This is a genomic window from Frigoriflavimonas asaccharolytica, from assembly GCF_013294015.1.
GTDB classification, from domain to species: domain Bacteria; phylum Bacteroidota; class Bacteroidia; order Flavobacteriales; family Weeksellaceae; genus Frigoriflavimonas; species Frigoriflavimonas asaccharolytica.
This window is the reverse complement of sequence record NZ_JABSNO010000002.1, coordinates 1-26,376: the sequence shown is the minus strand read 5'-3', so window position 1 is coordinate 26,376 and position 26,376 is coordinate 1. Positions and strand designations below refer to the sequence as shown.

Sequence of the window (26,376 nt, the reverse complement as noted above, 5' to 3'; positions counted from 1 at the left end):
TAATTTTAAAGAAAAATTTAAAACTAAATAAGGTTTGCAATTTTTTCACCAATTGATAAGCAAGAAGTTGCTGCAGGAGATGGCGCATTTCTTACGTGTATTACGTTTCCTTTTTGCAAAATATCAAAATCATCTATCAAACTTCCATCTCTTTTGAGAGCTTGTGCTCGTACTCCAGCTCCACCAGGAACAAGATCATTCTCTTGAATTTCTGGAATTAATTTCTGCAAAGCTTTCGTGAAAGCTGCTTTGGAAAGTGATCTATGAATTTCGCCCAAACCAGTTTTGCCATATTTTGCAGCAATTTTCCAAAAACCTGGATAGATAAAAGTTTCTAAAGTTTCGGCAAAATTGAAGTCCGTGAATTTATAGCCTTCTCTTTTGAAAGCCAAAACAGCATTTGGTCCAGCTTCTACGTTGCCATCTACCATTCTGGTAAAATGTACACCCAAAAATGGAAAGTTAGGATCTGGAACGGGATAAATTAAATTTTTCACCAAAGATTTTCTCTCCTCTTTCAATTTATAATATTCGCCGCGAAAAGGAACTATGATAAAATCATTTTTAGGATCTGTCAATTTTGAAAGTTTGTCTGAATATAAACCACCACAAGTAATTATTTTCTCCGTTTTAAATTCTTGATTTTCAGTTTTTACAATTGTCTCCTTTTCATTAATGATTTGCGAAACTTTTTGATTAAATAGTATTTCTCCACCTAGATTTACAAAAAGTTCTTTCAGTTTTTCTGCAACTCCAGGATAATCTATAATGCCCGTTTGTGGGACTTTCACAGCTTTTACGCCAGTACAGTGTGGTTCTATCTCTTGAAATTCCTCTTTAGAAAGAAATTGCAAATTTTTTAGTCCGTTTTCTTCTCCTCTTTTATAAATATTATCTAAAAGTGGAAGTTCTTCTTTGGTAGTTGCCACAATTATTTTACCACAAAGATCGTATTTGATGCCATGTTCTTCCGCAAATTGGATGATGGATTGATAACCTTCTATACAGTTTTTTGCTTTTAAACTTCCTGGTTTATAATAGATTCCGCTATGAATAACGCCACTATTATTACCAGATTGATGTTTGGAAACACCACTTTCCTTCTCTAAAATAAGAATTTTAGACGCTGGGTTTTTTAATTTTAATTGATAAGCAGTTGCTAAACCAACCAAACCTGCACCTACGATAATAGTATTGTACATCATATTTTAGATGAAATTTTAAAAGTTATTTGCAGAAAATAATTGACAAATACATCCTATTTTCTTATCGCAAAAAAAACAAAAGTTGCGGATTATTTAAAATTAATAGATACAAAATTTAACAAAAATGATCTTTTAATCAAAACAAAGTTACAATCTAGAATCTACCAAATCTCTATCTAAGAAGGCTTTTACATCAAAAATAACAGATTTTTCATTTTTTAATTCAACAAAATTAATGCTGGCAAATTCTTGATGAGAAACGGCTAAAATGATGACATCATATTTTTTAGAAGGTAGTTCTTTGCAAATTTGAACACCATATTCTTCCATCATTTCTTCTTCATTTGCCCAAGGATCGTGTATATCAACATTCAAACCGAATTCTATTAATTCTTTATGAATTTCTACTACCTTGGTATTCCTTACATCTGGACAATTTTCTTTAAAAGTAACACCTAAAATTAATGCATTGCTATCTTTAATATTGATGCCTTTCTGTATCATCAATTTTACTACTTTATTAGAAATAAAATGCGACATCATATCATTCACTCTCCTACCACTTAAGATAACTTGAGGATAGTAGCCAACTTGCTCTGCTTTGTGCGCCAAATAATAAGGATCTACAGAAATACAATGTCCGCCAACTAGACCTGGTTTATATTTAAGAAAATTAAATTTTGTACCGGCAGCTTCTAGAACGTCTTGAGTATCTACCCCGATTCTATCAAATATAAGGGCTAATTCATTCACGAATGAAATATTTACATCTCTTTGTGCATTTTCTATAGCTTTTGAGGCTTCTGCAACTTTTAAACTAGATGCTTTGTGCGTTCCAGCAGTTATAATTTTTTTGTACAATTGATCTACAATCTCTGCAATTTCTGGAGTAGAGCCAGATGTAACTTTTATGATCGTTGTTAAAGTATTTACTTTATCACCCGGCACAATTCTTTCTGGCGAGTAGCCTACAAAAAAGTCTTTGTTGAAAGATAAACCAGATTCCTTTTCTAGTACAGGTACACAATCTTCTTCTGTACAACCAGGGAAAACGGTAGATTCATAAATTACAATATCCCCAGATTTTAAAATGCTTCCTAACATTTTACTTGCTTGCAAAAGTGGATTTAAATTTGGCGCATTAAAACGATCTATAGGAGTAGGAACCGTAACGATGTAGACATTTGCTTGGGATATATCTTCTAATGAGGCAGTAGCTTGATATCCTTTTTCAAAATTAGAATTTTTTGCAGCATCTAAAAGAATTTTAATTTCTTCTGGGTTTGCTTCCAAAGTATGATCTTGCCCATTATTTAATTCTGAAACACGTTTTTCATTGATATCAAAACCAAAAACAGGAAAATATTTTGCAAACTCTAAAGCTAGTGGCAATCCTACATAACCTTGTCCTATCACTGCTATTTTATGACTCATATAATTTCTTTATTTAGATTGATTTTATTGAAAAATTCTTGCTTTTAATTTCTGTAAAAAAGTTCTTTCTTCTGCGGCGTAACCATATCCATACTTGTTTCCATATCCGAAATAATCGTTGCTTACTGCATTTAATACGAAACCAACATTTTTAATTTTTCCAGATTCTACATTTTTACGAGCAAATTCTATCAAAGATTTTTCTGTATATTGAGATCTTGTTACATATAATGTTGCATCTGCATAATCTGAGATTAATAGCGTATCTGTAACCAACATCAAAGGTGCAGTATCTAAAATGATATAATCATATTGAACTTTTAATTGATCTAATAAAACATCGTACCTACCATTTGTGAATAAATCTGTAGGATTAGGAGGTATACTTCCGGAATAAATGACGTCGCAGTTTGGATTGTAAGATGATGTATGTACAATATCTTGTAAAGTTGTAGTATTATCATGCAGATATTCTGAAAGACCAATAAGGCCTTTTGATGCTGCATTATAACGCTGTAATTGCGGATTTCTAACATCAGAACCTATTACAATCACTTTTCTACCAGGATTTGCTAGTGTTAAAGAAAGATTTACAGACACAAATGTTTTTCCTTCGCCTTTCACGGTAGAGGTAACAATTATAACTTTCCCATCGATAGCATTTTTTGGAAGCATAAAATTCATGTTTGTAATAAGAATTCTAAAAGCTTCTGCCATCGGAGATATATCATTTATTTGTACCAATTCTTCTTGATTTTTCTCTAATTTTGGTATTTCACCAATTACAGATTTACCATGAGAAAGTAATTCTAAATCGTGCTTAGATCTAATTTTATTATTTAATAATTCTAACAAGTAAATTAAAACCAGAGGTAATAATAAGCCTGCAACTAATGCTGCTAGTAAAATAATGTTCGGTTTTGGTGCCACCTGCATTCCCAAATAAGCTTGATCCAAAACTCTAGCTTTGTTGCTTGTAATTTCCAGAGATATTGCGTTTTCTTCTCTTTTCTGTAGTAGCAAAAGATACAAAGATTCTTTTATTTCTTGTTGTCTTTCTATACTTCTAAATCTCTTTTCTTGTGCTGGTATTTTTGAAATTCTACCTTGCACTCTATTTTGCTCTGTTTGGTAACTACTTTTTGCCATTTGCAAGCCAGAAATATTTTTCTGCAAACTTTGCGCAACTGTAGGTCTTATACTATTTATCTGTTTTGTAACATCTACAACCAAAGGATTCTGAGGTGTTGCATTCTCTAATAATCTGTTTCTTTCCAAAATCAAATTATTATAAATAGAAATATTTGCAATAGTTCCAGGATTATCTAAACCAACGTTTGCTGGCAAAACCTGATAAGATCCAGATTTATTTACAAAACTTAAAAGTGAACTGCTTAATGCTAGTTGAGACTCAATTTCAAGTTGCTTTGCACGCGCATCTGCAGAAACTTGCAAACCTATTCCTGCTTCCACAGCAATATCTGTAATATTATTGGTTTGTTTGAATTGTTCTTTCTCATTTTCTACAGCTCCAAGTTCGTTTCCGATTTGGGCAATTCTATCTTGTATAAATTCTGCAGTTTTTTTAGATTCTGTATTCTTATCGTCTATTGCATCAGCGTTATATACTGTTACTAGCTCATTAATAATCTTTTTTGCTTTATCAACTACCGTGGCATTCATTACCAATTTAATCACGGTTACATCTTTATTTACCAAAGAAACCTTAAGGTCAGATTGCAGGCTGTTGGTTTTAGCTTCTTTTGTAGAAATATAAAGCATTAAATCTGTCAGATTTGGATTCTTTTTATCTACGATATAATTTTTATTTTTTAAAATAATAATATTTGCGAATGGTAAATTTATCGTCTTATTGAAAACAGTTTCTACCGTCGCCATTTCATCCGAAGAAAGAGTAATTTTATTACCAGAAATATTTAAATTGATAGGAACTTCCGGATATTTTAATTTATCTTTTTCATTAATTATTTTAACGATGATGGGAGATTGATTTTCAAAAAGTTCTGTATCTTGAAATTTACCAGATCTAAAAATATTGGTTTCCAAACCGAGATTACCGACCACAGTATTCATCAATTTTTTAGATTTGAAAATCTCCATTTCGTTATCAATACCATTGCTACTAATACCTCCCAACCCAGAAATATCTCGTAATGCTGCGAAATCTTGACCGCCAGAACTTGGTTTTGCATCTTTTATTAAAACGGTAGATGCTACTTCAAAAACGCTTTTTTGAGTTTTTAAATAAAAATATGCGGCAACTATTGCTAAAAAAGCTCCAACAACAAACCAAAACCATCGTTTGAGGTATGGTTGTATTATTTCGCCAATATTTATTTCTGATTCTGAGGAGTTTGTATTATTTGAATCCATTAATTAGGAATAATGATGATATTATTTAAAAACGCTAATGATAATTGCTAAAGCACCTACAGCAACAGAAGCTATAGAAATATAAAGACCTGTATTTGGGTTTGTTTTGGCAGTTACTTCTCTATTTTTGTTGGCAGAAACTACAATTACATCTCCTTGTTTTAGATTATAAAAAGGAGAATTTAAAAAGTTTGCATCTTTTAAATTTATAAAATTGTTGGTTACTTGTCCATTTTCATTTCTTAAAACAAGGACATTATCTCGTTTTCCGTAGATTGTTAAATCTCCTGCAAGACTTAATGCATTCAAAATAGTTCCTTGTCCTTCCACGATATTATAATATCCTGGACGAGCAACTTCTCCCATTACGTTTACCTTAAAGTTTGTCAATCGAATATTTATGGTAGGATTGATAACATACTTTCTAATTTCGTTTCTTATTTCTTCTTTAAATTCTACCAAAGTTTTTCCAGCTGGATGCATAGTTCCAATACCAGAAAAATCTATATCTCCGTCAGAATCTATTAAGTACGTAGGTCCAGAAACGCTACTTATAGCAGAATTTGGTGTATTTCCTGCACCAGCAATATTCTGTACGATTTCTGAAGAAGAATAATTTTGATTGTAAGGTTTCACAACATCATTATCCTTTGCAGTTATCAAGATCATCAATTGATCTCCAGGTTGCAAAATGGTGATTTGATTGTTCGCCGCTGCTTCTTTCGCTATAGCTTCAATATTTTGCATGTAGTTGATTTCGCTTGCTTTTTCCACAGGTTTGCAAGAGAAAATTACTAGAACAGAGAACAAAAAATAATATTTATACTTCATTATTAATTTTAAAAAAAAGATTTTGCGAATATACGATTTATTATAGATTCACTATTTATCCAACGCTTCATATACAGAGTTATTGCTTTTAAATTCTGGAACAATTATTTTTAATAGTTGCACCACTTCTACTTTATCTCTGCGTAATGCTGCTTTTGTAATTCTATTTGTTAAAGTTTCTATATCAGAAAATTCTCCACAAGGATCTTTAGATATCAATATTTTTTCATGGTGTGTAGGCAAAGTTTTCGCGCCATCACTCAATAATTCTTCGAAAAGTTTTTCTCCTGGTCTTAATCCTGTGAAAATTATTTTTATATCCGTATCCAAATCCAAACCAGACAATTTGATCATGCGTTTTGCCAAATCGAGAATCTTCACTGGTTTTCCCATATCAAAAACATATATCTCTCCTCCACTTCCCATGGTTGCCGCTTGCAATACGAGTTCACAAGCTTCTGGTATCGTCATGAAATACCGAACGATATCTGGATGAGTGATGGTAACAGGACCTCCATTTTCAATTTGTTTTTTAAAATGAGGAATTACAGAGCCATTGGAACCCAATACATTTCCAAATCTTGTGGTTATAAATTTCGTGGTATTTCCTTCTACATTTTGAAGAGATTGTATCAATAGTTCTGCTGCTCTCTTGGAAGCTCCCATCACATTCGTAGGATTTACGGCTTTGTCGGTAGATATCATCACGAATCTCAAAACATTATACTTTGAAGAAAGCATTGCCACATTTTTACTACCAAAGATATTTACCAAAATACCTTCATGCGGATTTTCTTCTACCAAAGGAACGTGTTTATAAGCAGCTGCATGGTAGACCATAGAAAATTGATATTCTCTAAAAAGTGGTTCAAGCCTGTGTTTATTAGAAATATCCGCTAATACAAATTTGAAATTTATATTTGGGTATGATGCTCTCATTTCAAGCTCCATTTCATATAATGGAGTTTCTGCTTGATCTAAAATCACGATTAACGATGGAGAAAATTGCGCAACTTGGCGCACAATTTCACTACCGATAGAACCGGCACCTCCAGTTATTAAAATTGATTTTTGATAGTGAGTGCTGTAAATCTCGTCGTTTTCAATTTTAATCGGCTTCCTATTAAGAAGATCTTCTATTTGTAAATTTTTAATTGTTTTTACAGAATCTGCATCTTGCATTTGCTCTACAGATGGCGCTTTAAATACATTCAAATCTTTTTCCAGAAATAAATTTACCCAATCATTCATTTCCTCCTTCGTCATCATATCCTTGATTACAACAACTCCATCTATGGCCAAATCTTCTTTGCTATATTTTTCAAATTTATTTTTCAACAAAATTGGTTTTCCAAGTAAGTTTGCTCTTTTCGAATCTGTCCTTTTTGTGAGAAAGCCGGTGACTTTAAAATCTAAATTATGATTCGCTATAATAGTTTTCGCTACTGCAACTGCCTGCTCATCAATACCCAAAATTAAAATTCTCTTCTTGTTGATGCTACTTTTCAACTCTCTTACAATTTGAAAAAATTCTTTTACAAAAAGACGGAACATGAAAAGCAATAAAAAAGAAATCACAGAATAAAAGCCTAAAAAAGCCGTTGTTAGTAATGTTTTTTTTGTGAATGAAAATAATAAAACATTAACAATTACAAGAGTAATCAACGTAAAAAAACTGGCAGAAAGTAATTTGAATAAATCTACAAACGTTGAATGACGAATGATACCAGCAAAAGTCCGCAGAAGAAACATGAAGATTAAATTGATACCTATTATAGTACCATATTTAAAATAGCTAGAAAAATTTTGAGGAGTATAGATATGCAGTTTACTCAAGATAAAATAGGTGATGAATATAGAAAACATCAACAACACCAGGTCAAAAAGTAGAATTGTCCACCTTGGTAAATACCTTACGTCTGTGAGATTGACAATATTGTCTCCACTATAGATTTTCTTGCGAAAAGAATCTACTAAACTCATTAAAATAAAATTATTTTTAAATTAAATAAGAGAATAAGATTATTTAATTCAATAATCTTATTCTCTTTAATTTTTTGCAAATTTAGTGAAAATTTTGTTGTTAATTTTTAATTATTTATTAACAGATTGCAGATTTTTGTTTATACAGCATTAAATTTTGCTCTTTAAACTTATTCTAGTTATCCTCATCATTTAATTTCAAAATCTCTTGGTATTCATAACCTCTCGTCATTAAATATTTAGTGGTTTTCATCTTTTTTTGATATTCTTTTAAACCTTTTAAAGTAGCATAATATTTATTGTAGACTTTTTCCAATGTTTTTTGATAATCTGCTTCATCAATCTCATCCCAACAAGAATTAATGAGTTTTTCAGAAATTCCTTTAAATTTTAAATGACTTTTTATTTTCGTTCTACCCCAAGATTTCATATAAAATTTACCCCGAATATAGCTTCTGGTGAATCGCTCTTCATTCAAAAAATTTTCTTGAATTAGATATAGCAAAATTTCATCCTTTGCCTCTGGAATCAAAACATATTCCCACATTTTCTGTTCGACTTCTTGGTGACATCTATCTTGATAGACGCAATAATCTGCCAATTTCTGCTTTGTTTCTTTAAAGGTGAAGAGCTTCTTTTCCATTAATTTTAAAAATAAATAAAGGAATTTTTAGAACAGAAAAAAAAACAACTTTAGTAATTGAACAAAGCCTTGCCTTCCATCATACTATTTACTTTTTTTCTTACTTCTGCTAGCAAATTTTCATTTTTTATGTCGCCAACTACATCATTTATCAAATCTGCAATAGTTTCCATATCATTTTCTACCAAACCTCTTGTGGTGATTGCAGCAGTTCCCAATCGAATACCAGATGTTGTGAATGGAGATTTATCATCAAAAGGAACCATATTTTTATTGCACGTAATATCTGCTAACACTAGTGCTTTTTCGGTTTCTTTCCCGTTTACATTTTTATTTCTTAGATCTACAAGCATTAAATGATTGTCTGTTCCGCCAGAAACGATATCAAATCCATTACTCATCATCGCTTTTGCAAGAGCTCTTGCATTGGCAACTACTTGCTTTTGATAGGTTAAAAATCGATCGTCAATAGCTTCTCCAAAGGCAACAGCTTTTGCAGCAATCACATGTTCCAACGGTCCACCTTGTATTCCTGGAAAAACTGCACCATCTAAAACGGTACTCATCATTTTCGTTTCGCCTTTTGGCGTTTTGTGTCCATAAGTATTTTCAAAATCTTTTCCCATCATGATCATTCCTCCTCTTGGTCCACGCAAAGTTTTGTGTGTGGTTGTAGTAACTACATGGCAATACTCAAACGGCGAATTAAGCAATCCTTTTGCTACCAAACCAGCTGGATGAGCGATATCTGCCCACAAAGTAGCGCCAACTTCATCAGCTATTTCTCTATATTTTTTGTAATCTAAATCTCTGGAATATGCAGAAAATCCTGCAATCATCATTTTTGGCTTGCATTCCAAAGCTTTCTGGCGCATTTGCTCGTAATCTATCAAACCAGATTCTCTATCTACACCATAGAAATGTGCATTGTATTGTATTCCAGAAAAATTCACGAAAGAGCCGTGCGTTAAATGTCCGCCCATAGAAAGATCCAATCCTAGGATAGAATCTCCTGGTTTTAAGCAAGCTAAATAGACTGCTGCATTGGCTTGAGAACCAGAATGAGGCTGTACATTAGCATAATCTACCCCAAAAAGTTCCTTTGCTCTATCAATGGCTAAAGTTTCTACCTGATCCACAATTTCACAACCACCATAATATCTTTTTCCAGGATATCCTTCTGCATATTTATTGGTCAAAACGCTTCCCATTGCTTTCATCACGTTTTCAGAAACAAAATTTTCGGACGCTATTAATTCCAAACCATGGGTTTGTCTTTCTCTTTCTTTTTCTATCAATTGAAATATTGGATCTTGGCTCATATTGCTTTTATTTTTTATTAAAATACTGATGGTCAAATTTAATTAAAATTTAGGTCTAAAAAAAGTTGATACCTTACAAGTAATTATAAAAGAAAATTTATCATAAAATCATTTTAGATTTTAAAAAATTAAATTAAAAATTAGTATTTTTGACAAAATAAATATAGACTAATGAGCAATAAAAAATATAAAAAACAACTGCTAAAAGGCTTGAAAAGTCTTGCAAAATACGAACATTCTTTACTTACAACCATGACGAATTTGATGTTGCAAGGCGAATTGAATGATAGCGATATCCACTTCAAAAAAGGCGACACGTTCACCTTTAAGGACAATATTTTTAACTATAGCGAAAATAAAACGATTCGCAGTATGGCAAAAATTCGCAAAAAAACGTTGAAAACCATCAATCAAATAGTCGAAAATAATAATTTTAAGGATAAAGAGCTAGAATTTTTAGCTTAATTTTTTTTCCAAAAAACATAATTCCCCAACATTTTTGCTGGGGAATTTTTATTTGAGTGAATTGCTAAAACATTTTAAAGCTAAAGTTTTTTGAAAGTTAAAGTTTTACCTATCCATTTAAATTTCCAAAATCCACGAACTTTTAGATACCCATTGCTTAGCATTTCTGCAAAACTATCCCAAGTTCTGCCCGAAGAAGCATCGTAGATTTTACCATTTTCCCAACGATTTTTGCTTCCATTATAAGAAAGATTTTCCAAAACATCCATACCAAGAATTTTACGATTTCTCAATTGCGGATTGGGATTTTCAGAGTCTACTTGCGTATTCATAGGTTTTCCGCTACCCAATGTATCATCAAACCAAATAATTTTAGCTTGAAAAGAATTGCCTTCCTTATATACATTTACAGCAACATTTTTATCCGTTGAAATCCATTTACCAAGAATTGCGTCGCTACCAACTTGCGCAAAATTATAAATGGATAAAAATACTAGTGAAAATGAAAAGATTTTAAGCATATTTTGATAAATTGGTAAAATTTTAGCGAATTTATTGACAGGAAAAATCGTGCCAGAAGGAATTTTGATTTTATTTACAATAACAATTAATTTTATTTTTTCACTTTTAATAAATTAATTAATTATCAAAAATTAAAAAAGCCGCAGAAAAAATTCTGCGACTTAGCTTTTATCGTAAACTTTTCACTTGCAAATTATGCTTCACAAGCTGTACAACTCACAAAATTCACCATCATTTCTTTAGAAACAGAGGAACTTCTTTGGTAATATAAAGTTTTTACTCCTTTTTTCCAGGCTTCAATGTAAAGATAATTCACATCTTTCACCGGCATTGTAGCAGGTATAGAAAGATTCAAAGATTGCGCTTGATCTATATATTGCTGTCTTTGAGCCGCTTGAGAAATAATTTCCATCGGCGAAATTTCTTTAAACGTTTTGAAAACCGACTTTTCTTCCTCCGTCAATTGCTCCAAATGCTGCACAGAACCATGATTTAGCATAATGGTTCTCCATGTTTCTTCATTATCCAGGTTTTTTTCTTGCAACAATTTTGCAAGATATTTATTCTTTCGCATAAAGTTTCCTTTCGCCAATCCTGCTTTGTAATAATTGCTAGCAAAAGGCTCAATTCCTGGCGAAGTTTGCCCCAAAATAGAAGAACTAGAAGTTGTTGGTGCAATTGCCATTACGGTTGTATTTCGCATTCCGTAACCTTTCAATACTTCTGGTTCGCCATATATATTAGCCAATTCTTTAGAAGCAATATCTGCCTGCGTTCTGATATGTTTAAAAGCTCTCGCGTTGAATTGCGTAGCATCAAAACTTTCAAACGGTATATTATTTTTCTGCAAATAAGAATGATAGCCCAAAACTCCCAAACCTAAAGCTCTGTGGCGCATTGCGAAATTTCTAGATCCTGTCAAATAATAATTTCCTTCCGTTTTATCTATAAATTCAGACAAAACTGCATCTAAGAAATAAATAGCCAATTGCACAGCATTGGTATCTTTCCATTCATCGTATAATTCTAAATTCATAGAACTTAAACAGCAGATAAAACTTTCATCTTCTGTAGAAGGTAACATTATTTCTGAACAAAGATTGCTCGCATTCACCATATAACCTTGGTCTTTGTAAGCTTGCGGTTTGTTTCTATTCACATTATCTGTGAAGAAAATGTATGGCAAACCTTTTTGCTGTCTGCTTTCCAAAACTCTTGCCCAGATTTTGCGTTTATCTGCATCTCCATCTATCATATCTTGCATCCAATAATCTGGCACACAAATTCCGGTAAATAAATTTTGAATAGAATGTCCGATATCTTTGATGCTCAAAAATTCTTCAATATCTCCGTGATCGACATCTAGATAAGCTGCAAAAGCACCTCTTCTTACGCCACCTTGCGAAACCACATCCATTGCTGTATCATACAATTTCATAAAGGAAACTGCACCAGAAGATTTTCCATTATCCGTAACAGCAGTTCCACGATTTCTCAATTCGCCAAAATAGCCAGAAGTTCCGCCACCAATTTTGGTCTGCATGATTACTTCTCCCAATTTATGCGTAATTCCCTCAATATTATCTGGAACGTGAACGTTGAAACACGAGATTGGCAAACCTCTTTCTGTTCCCATATTTGCCCAAACTGGCGAAGAAAAGGAGATCCAACCTTTGCGGATCATTTCCTCAAAAGCAGGTTGCAATTCTGGTTTATATAATTTTTTTGCAGCGGCACTTGTAATTCTGTTGATGGCTCCATCTACGGTTTCCCCTTTCAGAAGGTAACCACGATTTAGCATTTGCTCAGACTCCTCGTTGAGCCACCATATTTTTGTTTGTTCTTCCATTTTCTTCTCTTGTATTTTGTATATTGTACTATGTAAAAAGTACGATTTATTTTGCCGTTGCGAGATATCATCATCAATTAACAGGCTGTCATTGCAAACCCATAACTATCGGGAGAATCAATCTCTTTTTTGTGTTTTCTTTTCTAATTGTCTCTTGATTTCTAAATTCTATTTCTTTTTTGAAGCATATAGATTTTCTCTTTTTTCAAAACCTGTCCCGCTTTCCGCTGTATCTTTTTTTACACTTCGTTACAAAAAAGGATGCCGCTGCAATCGGGGCTAAAATATCTACTTTCTCTTTTTTGAAGAGAGCGTTGTTAGAGCTTAAAGCTCTAACAACGCTTACCCTGCAATATGTTTTGGCTAAAGCCAAATTATCTTCATCTTGAATAAAACGGGTTAAAACCAGTTCTTATTGAATTGCGTACAAAAAATTTACTTTTTAATTTCAATTGCCACACCTTTTAAGGCGTGTTTATATTTTGTATTTTTTATTGGCTTTAGCCAAAACCTACTTTTTTACAAAATATTTTAATTCTCTATTGTCTTTCAAATAAAATCTTGAAAAGCATATAGTATACATAGATTCTTCAACATCACAAACTGGATATTCCAAAAATCTAAACTTTTGATTAAAAAGAAAATTTTTCAACCTTCCAAACTTTGCGCCTCGGCTTGAGTGGAAATCCTTTTTTTGCAAAAAAAAGATTGGGAACGGAAGACGGAAATTGGCGCCCAAATTAGTTCCAAATTATCATTTAACGAAACTTTCTCAAACACGAATAGATTGCTTCTCCCGATAGAAATCGGGATCGCAATGATGATCAATTAAAACAAATCATTTGCCGTAATACTCTTATCATGCTTTGTATAATCTACCGGTCTTTTTGCAAAGAAATCATCCATAGAATTGGCGAAAACTTCTTCTTCAAACCACTGCATTGGTCTGTATTCTGCTGGTGAAACATTGTAACGTGTTGCAATTCCGATCTTTTTCAAAGAATCGTCTACTCTGTATTTCATAAAGTTCAAAAGATCTTTTTTTGAAATATTATCGATCTCGCCCATTTCAAAAATCCAATCCAAAATTTCTGCTTCTACTTCTATAGATTGATCTACTAAAGTGTAAATATCTTCCATATCAGAATCGGTAAGCAATTCTGGCTGTTCTTCGCGAATTTTATTGATCAAAAACATCCCAGCATTGGCATGAATTTGTTCATCTACAGAAGTCCACGCGATAATATTAGATACATTTTTCATGTAGCCTTTGAATCTTGTGAAAGATAAAATGATTCCAAATTGAGAGAAAAGCGAAACGTTTTCTATCAAAATTGAGAACAATAATAGTGACGAAATATATTCTTTTGGCGTTGTAGAATTGGAATGCTTTAAAACATTTCCTAAAAATTCAATTCTTTTTTTAATAGCTGGAACTTCTATTATTTGATTGAAAGATGCATTGTAACCTAACACTTCTAGTAAACGGGAATATGCTTCTGAATGGCGAAATTCGCATTCTGCAAATGTAGAACCAAGACCATTTAATTCTGGTTTTGGCATATGCGTATAGAGATTTCCCCAGAAAGTTTTGACAGAAACTTCTATTTGTGCAATTGCCAAAAGTGCATTTTTTATAGCGTTTTGCTCGTGAGGTTCTAGTTGAGATTGAAAATCTTGAACATCTGCTGTAAAATCTACCTCGGAATGTACCCAAAAAGATTTGTTGATAGCATCCACGAATTGCATTACTTCAGGATATTCAAAAGGTTTGTAGGAAATGCGTTTATCAAAAAGACCCATGCTTGTGTATATTAAAAAATTATAAAAAAAAATGTAAACAACTGAAAATAAAAATATTACGAAATAAAATGATTCTTTTTTATGAAAAATATTTAGTTTCCCGTCCGAATACAAAAGTAGGCAAACGAGACTGCATTTGAAAGGAAGAAATATTAAATCACTGATTTGTAGCCTAAAAAGTTTTCCACAATCGCGCCAAAGCACGCATAGAAAGTAAATTTTAAACTTAAAATTTAAAAATCCCATTAATAGTAAGAAAAAATTTAAACGATTTTTCTACATAGTACTACATCCAGTGTTTACACGTTAAACAGCCATTAAATTTTGGGTATAAAATCTTTGTATGTTGATCTTGGTTTTTTCTAAGGTCCAGCAGAAAATAGTATATTCAGACCAGGATAAGGATTTTATAAAGCCGAATATAATTTTGCTTCAAAAAATAGAGGATTGAGTGTAACAAAGCTAAAAATTTTTCTACTTATTTATAAAAGAAATCTAGCTATGCTTGTAATTAAAGACCTTCACAAATCTTATACCACTGGCAAAAGTAGTCTCCACGTTTTAAAAGGTATTAATCTTACTATAAATGAAGGGGAATTTGTTTCCATCATGGGAAGTTCTGGTTCTGGAAAATCTACTTTATTAAATATTATAGGGATTTTAGATGAAAAAGATTCTGGAATCTACAACCTCGATGGTTTGCCAATAGAAGATTTAAACGAAATAAAAGCAGCAGAATATAGAAGTAAATTTTTGGGGTTTGTCTTTCAATCTTTTAATTTGATAGGCTACAAAAATGCATTAGAAAATGTAGCACTTCCACTCTACTATCAAAATATACCAAGAAAAGAGCGGAATGCAATAGCGATGGAATACCTAGAAAAAGTAGGACTTGCGCAATGGGCAACACACCTTCCAAACGAACTTTCTGGTGGACAAAAACAACGTGTAGCCATTGCGAGAGCATTGGTTGCAAATCCAAAAGTAATTCTGGCAGATGAACCAACTGGTGCATTGGATAGCAAAACCACCTTTGACATTATGAAATTATTGCAAGAAATTAATAATGAAGGAAAAACCATCATCGTGGTTACCCATGAAAATGATGTTGCTGCGCAAACAAAAAGAAATGTAGAATTAAAAGATGGCGTGATATTATTTGATCAAATGATTGAGCAAAAAGTGTTGTAATAGAGACGAGAAATAAGATTTAAAAGAAAAAAATGTTTGATTTAGACAGATGGCAAGAGATTTTTGCCTCCATTAGAAGCAATATATTGAGAACGGTACTTTCCGGGTTCACAGTTGCGCTTGGTCTTTACATTTTCATTGTACTTTTTGGAATTGGAACTGGCTTACAAAACGCATTTACAGAAGGCTTTGCAAGAGATGCCACCAATTTAATAGGAATTTACACAGGAAAAACGACTATAGCTTATGATGGCTTGCAAACGGATAGAAGCGTAATTTTGAAAAATCAAGATTTTGAAGATGTCGTAAATAATAATAAAGAAAATGTAGAATTTTCTGCACCAACATACAGAGTTGGAATGACCGTAAAATATGGCAACGAAAGTGGTACCTATCAAATAGTTGGAACTTCTGGCGACGAAAAGATGATAGAAAACCGACAATTAGTTTCAGGTAGATATGTGAATGCAGGAGATATCAACCGAAGATTGCCAGTTGCAGTAATTGGCAGAATGGTGCAAAGAGATTTAATCAAGAATGGAAGCCCAATTGGGAAAGAACTAGCCTTAAATGGAACAATATTTAAGGTGATTGGTGTTTTTTCTGACGAAGGAGGTGGAGATTGGGAAGAGCGAATGATATCTGTGCCTATTTCTACATTACAACAATTAAAAAAAGGATCAGACACAATTAATAGTATCCAATTAACTTATAATCAAGATCTTTCACCAGAACAAGCCATTGCTTTTGGAGATAAATTGGAAAAAGAATTGAAGGCAAAATTAAAAGTTTCTCCAGATGATGAAAATGCCGTTCGGATAAGAAACAATGCAGAAAACACCAAAGACACCTTTGCTTTTCTGGCGATATTGACGCTAATAGTTGGTTTTATAGGTATCGGAACATTGCTCGCAGGTATTATAGGCATCAGCAACATCATGGTGTACATTGTGAAAGAGCGAACGAGAGAAATAGGTGTAAGAAAAGCCATCGGTGCAAAACCAAGAAGTATTGTAGCATTAATAATACAAGAAAGTGTGGTGATAACGGTAATTTCTGGTATTGTGGGAGTTGGTTTGGCTGTTCTCACGCTGTTTTTAATCGGAGATAGTTTAGAAAAATATTTTATAAAAGATCCAAGTGTTGGATGGGGAATGATTTTCGTTGCGTTTTTTCTCCTTGTATTGGCAGGTTTAATCGCAGGATTTGTACCAGCATACAGAGCAAGTAGGATAAAACCGATAGAAGCGTTGCGTACAGAATAATCTTCAATAGCGAAAGGAGCTTTAACAAAATTATGGCAGATAAGAAATTGAATAGGTAGAATTAGTAAAGAGATAAAGTTAAATCATTAAAATACACAAAGTCCACTTCGGGGATTTAGGGGAATGAATATAATATTTAAAAAAGATACGTGGCAAGAGATTTATTACTCGTTGAGAGAGAATAAACTTCGAACTTTTCTAACCATGATTGGCGTTGGTTGGGGCATGTTTTTATACGTTTCTTTGCTCGGTGCTGCAAAAGGAATGGAAAATGGTTTTGATAAAGCTTTCTCGGGTTTCGCTACCAATTCTATTTTCCTATGGGCACAAAATACCAATATTCCTTACGCTGGTTTTCCTAAAGGTAGAGAAATGCAATTGAGATTGAATGATATAGATCTTCTAATCTCCAAAATCCCACAGATAGATTACATTTCACCACAAAATTCGCGGGGAAATTTCGGTAGCGCAGGCGAACAAATGTCTAGAGATGGAAAATCTGCCACCTATACTTTAACGGGCGATTTACCAATTGGTAACAAAATTTCAGAGAAAAAATTAACTTTTGGCAGATATTTGAATGATGCAGATATTTCTGGAAGCAAAAATGTAATCGTCATTGGACAAGATATTTATGAAAACTTCTTTGATGCGAAAAAGAACGAAGATCCACTCGGAAAATCTGTGAATGTAAAAGGCACTTTTTTTCAAGTGATTGGCGTTTTCAATGTGAAAAGAGCCGGACCAATGGGTGGAAATGACACCTCTTTCATACCTTTAAGTACCTACAACAATATGTACAATCAAGGAGATAAACTCACCGTTTTTTCTATCGTTAGCAAGCCAGATGCAGATTTAAAAATAGTAGAAGACCGCGTAAAAGAAGTATTAAAAGAAAAATATAAAGTCTCTCCAGAAGATACCAATGCATTTGGAAGTTTTAATTTAGGTAAAGAATTTTTGAAATTAACAGGATTTCTAACCGGTATGCAATTATTAACAATTATAGTTGGTACTTTAACTATTTTAGCAGGCGTTATCGCGATATCCAATATATTATTGATCACCGTGAAAGAACGAACCAAAGAAATAGGAATTCGCCGAGCATTGGGCGCAAAACCCGCGGAAGTAAGAAACCAAATATTATTGGAAAGCGTTGTGATCACCCTCACATCGGGAATTTTAGGATTTATTGTTGGGCTATTATTATTAATGGGTTTAGATGCTGCAACGCAAAATCAAGATGAATTTCCATTTTACAATCCAACCATCAATTATTTAAATGTAGTAGGAGCGATGTCCGTCATGGTGATTTTAGGATTAATAATTGGTATGATACCCGCACAAAGAGCTGTGAGTGTGAGACCGATAGAAGCTTTGAGAAGTGAATAATTAATTTTAAATATATGAATTAGGTGCTTTTAGATTAAATAAAATTCATCATTAATTCCAAAAAAGATTAAAAGCAATAGAACGTAGAAAAGAAACTGCAGTTTCGAAAAAATAGAAAAAACTAAACTATGGAACAGAAAAAGAAAAAATTTACATTAAAGAAAGCCATTTATATTTTCCTTGGGCTTATACTTTTGGGGGCAATCGTAATGGGAATTAGCTATTTCATTAAATCAAATTCCACAAAATCTGAATTATTCCTCACCAAAAAACCAACCATAGAAAATATGGAAGACAAAGTAATGGCAACCGGAAAAATTGTACCCAACCAAGAAATTGAAATTAAACCCAACCTTTCTGGTATCATCGATAAAATTTTGGTGAAGGAAGGAGATAAAGTTTCTGCCGGACAATTGATAGCAACTATTAAAATTGTGCCCGTCATCGCTAATGTGAATGGTGCTCAACAAGAAGTAAACAATGCAAATTTGCAGATAAGCAATGCACAATTAAATGTTGCCAATCAGCAAAAACAATTTGCGATGCAAGAAAGTCTATACAAACAAGGCGTAATTTCTAAACAAGAATACCTTAATTCTCAACAGCAATTGCAATCTACACAAATACAAGTGAGAAACGCAAACCAACAACTTCAAACTGCCAAAAATAATCTGCAAATTGCAAGAACTGGAGTTACACCAGCACTACAAGGTTTGGCCACAACACAAATTAGAAGCAAAACTGCAGGTACCGTTTTAGAAGTACCCGTAAAAATTGGATACCAAGTAATTGAGGCAAATTCTTTCAACGCAGGTACTACAATTTGTACCATCGCAGATCTAAGTTCTCTTATATTTGAAGGAGAAATTGATGAAGCACAAGCAGGAAAATTAAAAGAAGGGATGAATATGAATATCGTAATTGGCGCTCTTCAAAACAAAACTTTCCCTGGAAGAGTAACGATGATTGCACCAAAAGGTAAAGATTTAAACGGAACCATAAAATTCCCGGTAGAAGGAGATGTTTTCAATCCTACAAGCGAATTCATCCGTGCAGGATTTTCTGCAAATGGGGAAATCGTACTAAGCTCTAAGAAAAATGCACTGCTTTTAGATGAATCATTAATTCAATATGAAAAGAAAGGAGGCAAAGATGTTTCTTTTGTAGAAGTGAAACAAGCAGACGGAAGTTTTAAAAAACAGAATGTAAAATTAGGATCTAGTGATGGTATAAAAGTTGAAATTCTCGGCGGACTATCCAAAGATTCTGAAGTGAAAGTTTGGAATCCATCTGATAAAGACAAAGAAGAACTCAAGGAGAAAAAAGATAAATAAAATTTTCAATTTATAATGAAAGGTCCCAGAAATTTCTGGGATTTTTTTTTACATTATTTTGGAAAACCAGTTTTTTATTTATTTAAATCTACCTTATTTTTGAACTAAATTACCCATGCTTCCTATCACCTATCATCCAATTTACAAACATCCGCTGCCAGAAAATCACAAATTTCCCATGTTGAAATATGATCTTCTTCCGCAGCAGATTCTGCTTCATGGCATCGCAGAGGAAACAGATTTCTTTGAGCCAAATCCTGTAGATTTAGCCCACGTTTTAGCAATTCATGAGAAAGAGTATGTAAATTCTTTATTAAATTACACTTTAGATGCAAAAGCACAACGCAAAATAGGATTTCCACTTTCTGCAGCATTGGTAGAACGGGAATTGAGAATTGCCCAAGGCACAATTTCTGGTTGCGAAATGGCTATGCAAGCCGGCGTTGCCTTCAATATTGCGGGTGGCACACATCATGCGTTTTCCAATTGTGGAGAGGCTTTTTGTATGCTAAATGACCAAGCAATAGCTGCTAAATATATCTTGAATAAAAAATTGGCTACCAAAATCCTGATCGTAGATTTAGATGTGCACCAAGGAAACGGTACTGCAGAGATATTTCAAAATGAAGCTAAGGTTTTCACTTTTTCTGTGCATGGTAAAAATAATTACCCTTTTAGAAAAGAAATTTCCGATATGGATATCGCATTGGAGGATAAAACTGCTGACGAAGAATACCTAAAAATCATCAAAGAATTTGTACCAAAATTAATAGCACAGCAGAAACCAGATTTTATATTTTATCTAAGCGGAGTAGATATTTTGGCTACAGATAAATTGGGTAAATTAGGTTGCAGCATAGAAGCTTGTAGAAAGCGAGATGAGATTGTACTTTCCCTTTGCAAAAAGCACGAAATTCCTGTACAAGTAAGTATGGGAGGAGGCTATTCTCCAGAAATAAAAACGATTGTAGATGCACACTCCAATACATTTCGTGTAGCTTCAGAAATTTATTTCTAGATTGTATTCTTAATTTTCATTTAAAATCTTCCTAAAATACCTAATTCCAATCCCTTTAATTTTTCCACTTTTTTCACCTGCATTGTCCGCGAATTTTTTTTTGGCTTTTGTTTCGAAGCGGATTTTAAAATGCTCACCAAAAGGTTTTAGCATTGTGCATTTTTAATGATGAAAAAAACTATCTTTATCCCAAATAATCATTAAATAAAATAGATGAAAAAACTACTATTCCTAAGCCTTTGCACCCTATTTAGTTTGAATTTGCTCGCGCAAAAATATGATGATAAAGTGAGCATAGATGTGCAAAAAATAGACGCTGAAGAATTTTATAAAATTCAAAACAAAGGTTGGGTTATTTTGGACCAAGAAAACGGCATGAAAGATCTTGCTAATTTTTCTAATAAAAACTATGTGCTTTATCTATCTCTAAATTGCAAAACAAACTCCGACACTCCGCCGAGCTTTTTGGTAGAATACAATGGCAACTATGGCGATAAAGAATGGGGAGGGCTAGATTTCGCTTCCTCTAGATCGGGTGATTTTCAGAAGATATCATTTTTCGTGGATGCAAAAGAAGTGGAAAATCCATTCGTGAAAATGAGCGACAAAAAGATAGAGAGTTTTAAAGAAATACTGAAAAAAGGGAAAACCCTAACGATAAAATTCTACAATACAGAATTCAACCCAAATACGGGCAAAGACGAATTAAAAATAAACCGAGAATTGAGTTTTGAATTAAAAAACAGCCAACTAGTGGATGTTCCTACTTATTGCAAAGAAGAAAATAACGATGCTGTAGAGACATCTGTAGCGGAATAATTTATTTTATCTTAACCAAAAAAAAGCACAATTTCTAAATTTAGAAATTGTGCTTTTTTTGTTGATTTATAAAGTTTGAAAAAACTTAATCTGCCATCACTTCACCATCTTTTCTGTAGGTGAATTTTCCGTAGATGTGTCTTCTTGCAAAGCGACTTGGCGAATCTGCATTCACCATTTTGATATAGGTATTTCTTGGTACACCAATGTACTCAAACATTTTCCCGTTCAAATGCTGAACTTTTAAGATAGATTTTTCTAAATGAAAATCTTGAATAATAGAAGTTGTGATGGTTTCTGTATATTCTTCTTTATATTTTTCTTGCGTTTCTGGGTTGATGCTTACAAGAAAATGATATGCTTCTATCACAGATTTGCTGGTTTCTTCTGCCTGCAATTTACCTTCCTCATCATTGATAAATTTATCTGGATGAGAATCTTTCATCGTATTTCTATAGATGGTTTTCAGCTCTTTCAAAGTTGCAGTTTTGTCTACACCAAGTAGTTTTCTATGTTCGCCAATTCTTTTCATTCGTAAATTTTATTGTTCTTATTTGTCAATTGGAATCGCATCATCATAATTACATTTGCTTATTATGTTAATTAACAGCGATTTCAAGTACAGAAATTTAATTATTAATTCAAATATTTACCTATAAATATTCGAGGTGCAAAAGTACAATTTCTTATATACATTCATTGCTGAAGTTTATCATAGAAATACTTAAGCTTGCACTATCACTTTTCTCTCCAATATTACATTTTTAATAAGCAAAACAGCATTTAAAAATAAAAGTAAAAAATTGAGCGAAGTTAGGATGCTGAATTTTATGGTGGCAAGTCTGCTTCGTTCTTCTGCAGTTCCCAAAATAAAAGTTTTTTCCAATGTTTTGGAAATCTGATTGGTATTTTTTGTCAAAATCGTACTTTGTTCAAGATTACTGTTGGATTGTAGCACAAACCAAAGCGAAATAATAATGATGGTAGAAACGGTGATAATGCCTTGCAACCATCTTGCTTTGGTTACATATTTACCTTCGCTAACTGCAGAAAGTGCGATGCCAATAAATAATATTATTAATAATAAGAAAGCGTATTTTTCCATTGTTGCAAAGATAGAAATTAACGAATAATATTTTAGTTTTAATTCACAACCAATTAAATATTACCGCTCCGCTATTTTCTTTTCTTCACCATTTGAAATAAAATCAGACCCAGACCAACTCCTACTCCTCCAATCAATGCGTTTTTGGTATTTTTAGAAATTTCTGGAATTGCCATTTCACCATATATTCTGTGCGGTTCATTGGATGCATGCATAATGTTTCCGTTCGTATTTGTATCTGCATTCTCTTTCATTGATAATCTTAAAACTGCAGAAGCAGTATTGATGATTGCTTTTGGGAAGATGCCATACAAAACTTTCATCACTGCAGCATAATTATCTGTGATGATTTGCTTTCTTGGATTTTTTGCTGCTGCTACCATTTGCGCCGCCAAATCTCTAGGATCTGTAGAAAATGGTGGAATTTTGAAATCTAAACCAGAATATTTTGCAGAATGCAGATTTCCCGTAGATTTTTGAATACTCGGATACAAACCAACCACATGAATATTCGGTTCGTTGCTTAGTTCGCCTTGCAAACCTTCTACCATCCCACGAATTCCAAATTTTGTACTAGAATAAGCTGTAGAATAAGGTGCAGGCATAAAACCACCGATAGAAACATTATTAATCAGTACTCCGTCTTTTTGTTTTTTAAAAATTGGCAAAACGGCGTGCGCACCATGCATATAACCCAATAAATTTGTTCTCACCAATTGATCCATGGCTTCTGTAGGCACATCTTCGAACTTTCCGCTTGCCATTACGCCAGCATTATTCACCCAAAAATCTATTCTACCATTAAATTGCAGTGCTTTTTCTGCCAAATTTTTCACCTCGTCTGCATTAGAAACATCGGTAGAAACTCCGAGCGCCACTACACCCAAATCGTGGCAAAGAGAAACGGTTTCATCTAAACCTTCCTGACCTCTTGCTGCAACTACTACATTGCAACCTTCTAGTGCAAATGCTTCTGCTGCTGCACGTCCTACTCCACTTGTTCCGCCAGTTATTACTACTGTTTTACCTCTTAAAGATTGTATATTTTCCATAATTATATTATTAAAATTTCAAATATTTTCGAATTAATTTTCAAAAATTTAGATGCTGTATAATTACTATTTTAAGATTGAAAAATATTATAGAGTTTGATTAAATATTTATAGCAAATAATTTCATCCTATTTTGCTATACCATTCCTCCATTCACAGGTATTACTTGTCCAGAAATCCATTTAGATTCATCGCTTGCTAGAAATTGTGCAACTTTTGCGATATCACTTGGTTCGCCCAATCTTTTGAAAGTATTTTGATTGGTAAGAAATTCAATTTGCTCTTCGGATTTTCCATTAAAAAAAAGTTCTGTACTTGTTGGTCCTGGCGCAATTGCATTTATGGAAATTCCTCTGCCTATTTCCTTCGCATATATTCTCGTCATTTGCTCTACAGCTGCCTTGGTCGCGGAATACAAAGTGTAAGTTGGCAACATCATTTTAGTAGTACTGGAAGATAGATTGATAATGAATCCATTGTCTGCTAGTTTAGAAAAACATTCTTGCAAAGTATTGAAAGTTCCTTTCACATTAATATCAAACATTTTGGTGTAATCTGCTTCCGTTAGATCTTTCAAAGGTTTTGTCACCATTACACCAGCATTGTTGATGAGCACATCTATTTTCCCGTAATGTGAAATTGCTACATCAAACATTGCAGTAACTTCGGCTTTTTTGCTCACATCCGCTTTTATAGCAATCGCTTTTCCGCCTGCTTTCTCAATTTCTGAAACCGTTTCTAATGCACTTTCTTCACTATTAGCATAATTAACAATAATATTATTGCCTTTTCCGCCAAATTGCAGCGCTATTTCTTTACCAATACCACGAGAAGCTCCCGTTATCAAGATAACTTTTTGCATATTTTACAATGTTAATATTAATCCCATTCTGCTAAAAACTCATCTAAAAAATTCAACATAAACTGATGCCTTTTTTCTGCCATTTCTTTACCTTTTTCGGTGTGCATCATGTCTTTTAACAGCAATAATTTTTCGTAGAAATGATTGATGGTTGTTCCGTTGGATTTTTTGTATTCTTCTTTGTTGAATTTTGTAACGGGCAGAATTTCGGGATCGTACAAAAGATTATTTTTGAAGCCGCCGAAATGAAATGTTCTCGCAATACCGATTGCTCCAATTGCATCCAGACGATCTGCATCTTGTATAATCTGCAATTCTATTGGGATATTATCGCCCACTTCTTCCCTATTTTTAAAAGAAATATTCTTGATACTGTACAAAACATCTATAATAAAATCTTCGGTGCAATTTTGAGTTTCTAAAAAATCTCTAGAGATTTCCAGCGCTATATTTTCATCACCATTGTGGAATTTTGCGTCGGCAATATCATGCAGTAAGGCAGAAATTTCTACCAATAAGGTATCACAATCTTCTTCCGCTGCTATTTTTTTTGCGTTTTTGTACACGCGTTCTATATGAAACCAATCATGCCCTGCTTCGGCGTTTTTTAGTTTTTCTTTTACGAATTGTATGGTATTTTCTGTGATGGACATTGGGAAAAAATATTAATTTTGAATTGATTCTAACATTTGAAAAATTGCAGAGCTTGCGCCCCGACTTGATGATTATTATTTTAATCTTTTTTGAATCATCGAACCACTTCGTTAGGTTTGAGTGAAGCTCTTTTTATAATTTTTTTGTAGAAAAATAGTATAAAAAAGCGGGAACGGAAGGCGGATAATGGCGCCCAAAATATTTTAAATAATATCTGCCAACTTTGGCAAACCTTTCTGCGAACCTCGCTCTGCACTAGCCTTTAAAGAAACTTTGTTGCCAAATTTCACACAATCATCTATAGAATTTTGGTGGCACATTGCAACCGTGAAACCTGCTACAAAAGCATCGCCCATTCCCATTGTGTATACAATTTCTGAGGGTTCGTTTCTGTGGTATTTCATCTCTGTACCATCAAAATAAGTGGTAGAACTGGCGTCGTCTCTCACAAATAATTTATTAGGATATTGATGCAAAATTTCGTCTTTTGTACCGATGCCAAATATCGTCTCCAACTCAGAGCTTTTTGCGACAATAAAATCTATTTTATCCAATATTTCTTTGCTGATTTTCTTCGCAGGTGCTGCATACAAACCAACTTTTACGTTGTTCAGTTTCGCTAAGTTAACTGCAAATTCTATTGTTTCTATCGGAATTTCCAATTGGAGAAGTATAACATCTGCAGTGTCAAAATATTTTTCTGCGTCTTTTATATGGTTTTTATTCAGCTCATTATTGGCTGCAGGAACTACAATTATTGTATTTTTATTCTCTGCCGCTGTTACATATGCTGCGCCAGTTGCGACTTCTTCGCATTCATAAACAAAGGCTACATTCACGCCTTCATCTTTCAAATTTCGCAGCACTTGTTGGCCAAAAGGATCCATACCAACTGCTCCTACAAAGTATACACTTGCGCCCAATCTTGCAGCTGCAACAGCTTGATTGGCACCTTTTCCACCAAAAAAACTTTGCACATTGGTTGCCATAATGGTATCATTCTGCGCTGGATAATGAGGAACGTTTAAAACTAAATCTATGGAAGAACTTCCAATAACGATTATTTTTGGTTGGTCTGAATTAAATTTCATATTCTATCAATTACAAAAACAAATATAGCCGTTTTTATATTAAATATCAATATCGTCCTAAACGTTTAAATAAAAATGTAAAAAAAGAGGGTAAAGTTTAGTATCTCAAAGTATCTTTGAGTTGCACAACAAAACCTTTCCC

At 33.2% G+C, this 26,376-nt stretch carries 23 protein-coding genes; 7 read left to right on the top strand and 16 right to left on the bottom strand.

What is annotated here, in order from left to right; translation table 11 throughout:
* Positions 1-23: 23 nt before the first annotated feature.
* The 7 genes from lhgO to glyA form a co-directional block, all read right to left on the bottom strand.
* Positions 24-1,205, bottom strand: a complete 1,182-nt coding sequence (lhgO, locus tag HNQ03_RS01500; RefSeq protein WP_173777879.1) for an L-2-hydroxyglutarate oxidase — start codon at positions 1,203-1,205, stop codon at positions 24-26.
* Between the two features lie 147 nt (positions 1,206-1,352).
* On the bottom strand, positions 1,353-2,639 hold the full coding sequence (locus tag HNQ03_RS01495) for a nucleotide sugar dehydrogenase (protein WP_173777878.1): 1,287 nt from the start codon (positions 2,637-2,639) through the stop codon (positions 1,353-1,355).
* Positions 2,640-2,663: 24 nt separating this feature from the next.
* Entirely contained in the window at positions 2,664-5,033 is a 2,370-nt protein-coding gene (locus tag HNQ03_RS01490) for a GumC family protein (protein WP_173777877.1), read from the bottom strand.
* 21 nt (positions 5,034-5,054) lie between these two features.
* Positions 5,055-5,864: a polysaccharide biosynthesis/export family protein gene (locus HNQ03_RS01485; protein WP_173777876.1), complete on the bottom strand. Its 810-nt coding sequence runs from the start codon at positions 5,862-5,864 to the stop codon at positions 5,055-5,057.
* A 51-nt stretch (positions 5,865-5,915) separates the two neighbouring features.
* Complete coding sequence (locus HNQ03_RS01480) at positions 5,916-7,847, bottom strand: polysaccharide biosynthesis protein (RefSeq protein ID WP_173777875.1); 1,932 nt, start codon at positions 7,845-7,847, stop codon at positions 5,916-5,918.
* Positions 7,848-8,022: 175 nt separating this feature from the next.
* Positions 8,023-8,490 (bottom strand): regulatory protein RecX, encoded by a 468-nt coding sequence (locus HNQ03_RS01475; RefSeq protein WP_173777874.1) that lies wholly within the window; start codon positions 8,488-8,490, stop codon positions 8,023-8,025.
* A 50-nt stretch (positions 8,491-8,540) separates the two neighbouring features.
* Positions 8,541-9,812 (bottom strand): serine hydroxymethyltransferase, encoded by a 1,272-nt coding sequence (gene glyA, locus HNQ03_RS01470; protein WP_173777873.1) that lies wholly within the window; start codon positions 9,810-9,812, stop codon positions 8,541-8,543.
* 171 nt (positions 9,813-9,983) lie between these two features.
* Between glyA and HNQ03_RS01465 the strand changes: the two genes are divergently transcribed.
* Positions 9,984-10,277, top strand: coding sequence for a hypothetical protein (locus HNQ03_RS01465; protein WP_173777872.1), 294 nt, complete (start codon positions 9,984-9,986; stop codon positions 10,275-10,277).
* Positions 10,278-10,357: 80 nt separating this feature from the next.
* Here the strand turns inward: HNQ03_RS01465 and HNQ03_RS01460 are convergent, their stop codons facing one another.
* The 3 genes from HNQ03_RS01460 to HNQ03_RS01450 all read right to left on the bottom strand — a co-directional run bounded on the left by HNQ03_RS01460 (position 10,358) and on the right by HNQ03_RS01450 (position 14,451).
* Positions 10,358-10,798 (bottom strand): DUF2147 domain-containing protein, encoded by a 441-nt coding sequence (locus HNQ03_RS01460; protein WP_173777871.1) that lies wholly within the window; start codon positions 10,796-10,798, stop codon positions 10,358-10,360.
* A gap of 194 nt (positions 10,799-10,992) precedes the next feature.
* Positions 10,993-12,663, bottom strand: a complete 1,671-nt coding sequence (locus tag HNQ03_RS01455) for a ribonucleoside-diphosphate reductase subunit alpha (RefSeq protein ID WP_317170340.1) — start codon at positions 12,661-12,663, stop codon at positions 10,993-10,995.
* An 813-nt stretch (positions 12,664-13,476) separates the two neighbouring features.
* Positions 13,477-14,451, bottom strand: coding sequence for a ribonucleotide-diphosphate reductase subunit beta (locus tag HNQ03_RS01450; protein ID WP_173777869.1), 975 nt, complete (start codon positions 14,449-14,451; stop codon positions 13,477-13,479).
* A 501-nt stretch (positions 14,452-14,952) separates the two neighbouring features.
* Between HNQ03_RS01450 and HNQ03_RS01445 the strand changes: the two genes are divergently transcribed.
* The 6 genes from HNQ03_RS01445 (at position 14,953) to HNQ03_RS01420 (ending at position 21,470) form a co-directional block, all read left to right on the top strand.
* A complete protein-coding gene (locus HNQ03_RS01445) occupies positions 14,953-15,642 on the top strand; it encodes an ABC transporter ATP-binding protein (protein ID WP_173777868.1) in 690 nt (229 codons plus the stop codon).
* A 32-nt stretch (positions 15,643-15,674) separates the two neighbouring features.
* Positions 15,675-16,907, top strand: a complete 1,233-nt coding sequence (locus tag HNQ03_RS01440; protein ID WP_173777867.1) for an ABC transporter permease — start codon at positions 15,675-15,677, stop codon at positions 16,905-16,907.
* Between the two features lie 123 nt (positions 16,908-17,030).
* Positions 17,031-18,299, top strand: a complete 1,269-nt coding sequence (locus HNQ03_RS01435; protein ID WP_173777866.1) for an ABC transporter permease — start codon at positions 17,031-17,033, stop codon at positions 18,297-18,299.
* A 128-nt stretch (positions 18,300-18,427) separates the two neighbouring features.
* Positions 18,428-19,633: an efflux RND transporter periplasmic adaptor subunit gene (locus tag HNQ03_RS01430; RefSeq protein ID WP_173777865.1), complete on the top strand. Its 1,206-nt coding sequence runs from the start codon at positions 18,428-18,430 to the stop codon at positions 19,631-19,633.
* Between the two features lie 115 nt (positions 19,634-19,748).
* A complete protein-coding gene (locus HNQ03_RS01425; protein ID WP_173777864.1) occupies positions 19,749-20,651 on the top strand; it encodes a histone deacetylase family protein in 903 nt (300 codons plus the stop codon).
* Positions 20,652-20,864: 213 nt separating this feature from the next.
* Positions 20,865-21,470, top strand: coding sequence for a hypothetical protein (locus HNQ03_RS01420; protein ID WP_173777863.1), 606 nt, complete (start codon positions 20,865-20,867; stop codon positions 21,468-21,470).
* 85 nt (positions 21,471-21,555) lie between these two features.
* On the opposite strand, the gene HNQ03_RS01415 is transcribed toward HNQ03_RS01420, so the two are convergent.
* The 6 genes from HNQ03_RS01415 to HNQ03_RS01390 form a co-directional block, all read right to left on the bottom strand.
* Positions 21,556-22,002 (bottom strand): KTSC domain-containing protein, encoded by a 447-nt coding sequence (locus tag HNQ03_RS01415; protein WP_173777862.1) that lies wholly within the window; start codon positions 22,000-22,002, stop codon positions 21,556-21,558.
* A gap of 192 nt (positions 22,003-22,194) precedes the next feature.
* Positions 22,195-22,575 carry a hypothetical protein gene (locus HNQ03_RS01410; protein ID WP_173777861.1) on the bottom strand — a complete coding sequence of 127 codons (381 nt, stop codon included), beginning with the start codon at positions 22,573-22,575 and terminating at the stop codon, positions 22,195-22,197.
* A 71-nt stretch (positions 22,576-22,646) separates the two neighbouring features.
* Positions 22,647-23,627, bottom strand: a complete 981-nt coding sequence (locus HNQ03_RS01405; RefSeq protein WP_173777860.1) for an SDR family oxidoreductase — start codon at positions 23,625-23,627, stop codon at positions 22,647-22,649.
* Between the two features lie 136 nt (positions 23,628-23,763).
* The gene (locus HNQ03_RS01400) at positions 23,764-24,489 is read right to left on the bottom strand and encodes an SDR family oxidoreductase (protein ID WP_173777859.1); all 726 of its coding nucleotides are present in this window, start codon (positions 24,487-24,489) and stop codon (positions 23,764-23,766) included.
* A gap of 17 nt (positions 24,490-24,506) precedes the next feature.
* Positions 24,507-25,142, bottom strand: a complete 636-nt coding sequence (locus tag HNQ03_RS01395) for an HD domain-containing protein (RefSeq protein ID WP_173777858.1) — start codon at positions 25,140-25,142, stop codon at positions 24,507-24,509.
* A gap of 204 nt (positions 25,143-25,346) precedes the next feature.
* Complete coding sequence (locus tag HNQ03_RS01390; protein ID WP_173777857.1) at positions 25,347-26,234, bottom strand: ribokinase; 888 nt, start codon at positions 26,232-26,234, stop codon at positions 25,347-25,349.
* Positions 26,235-26,376: the final 142 nt, after the last annotated feature.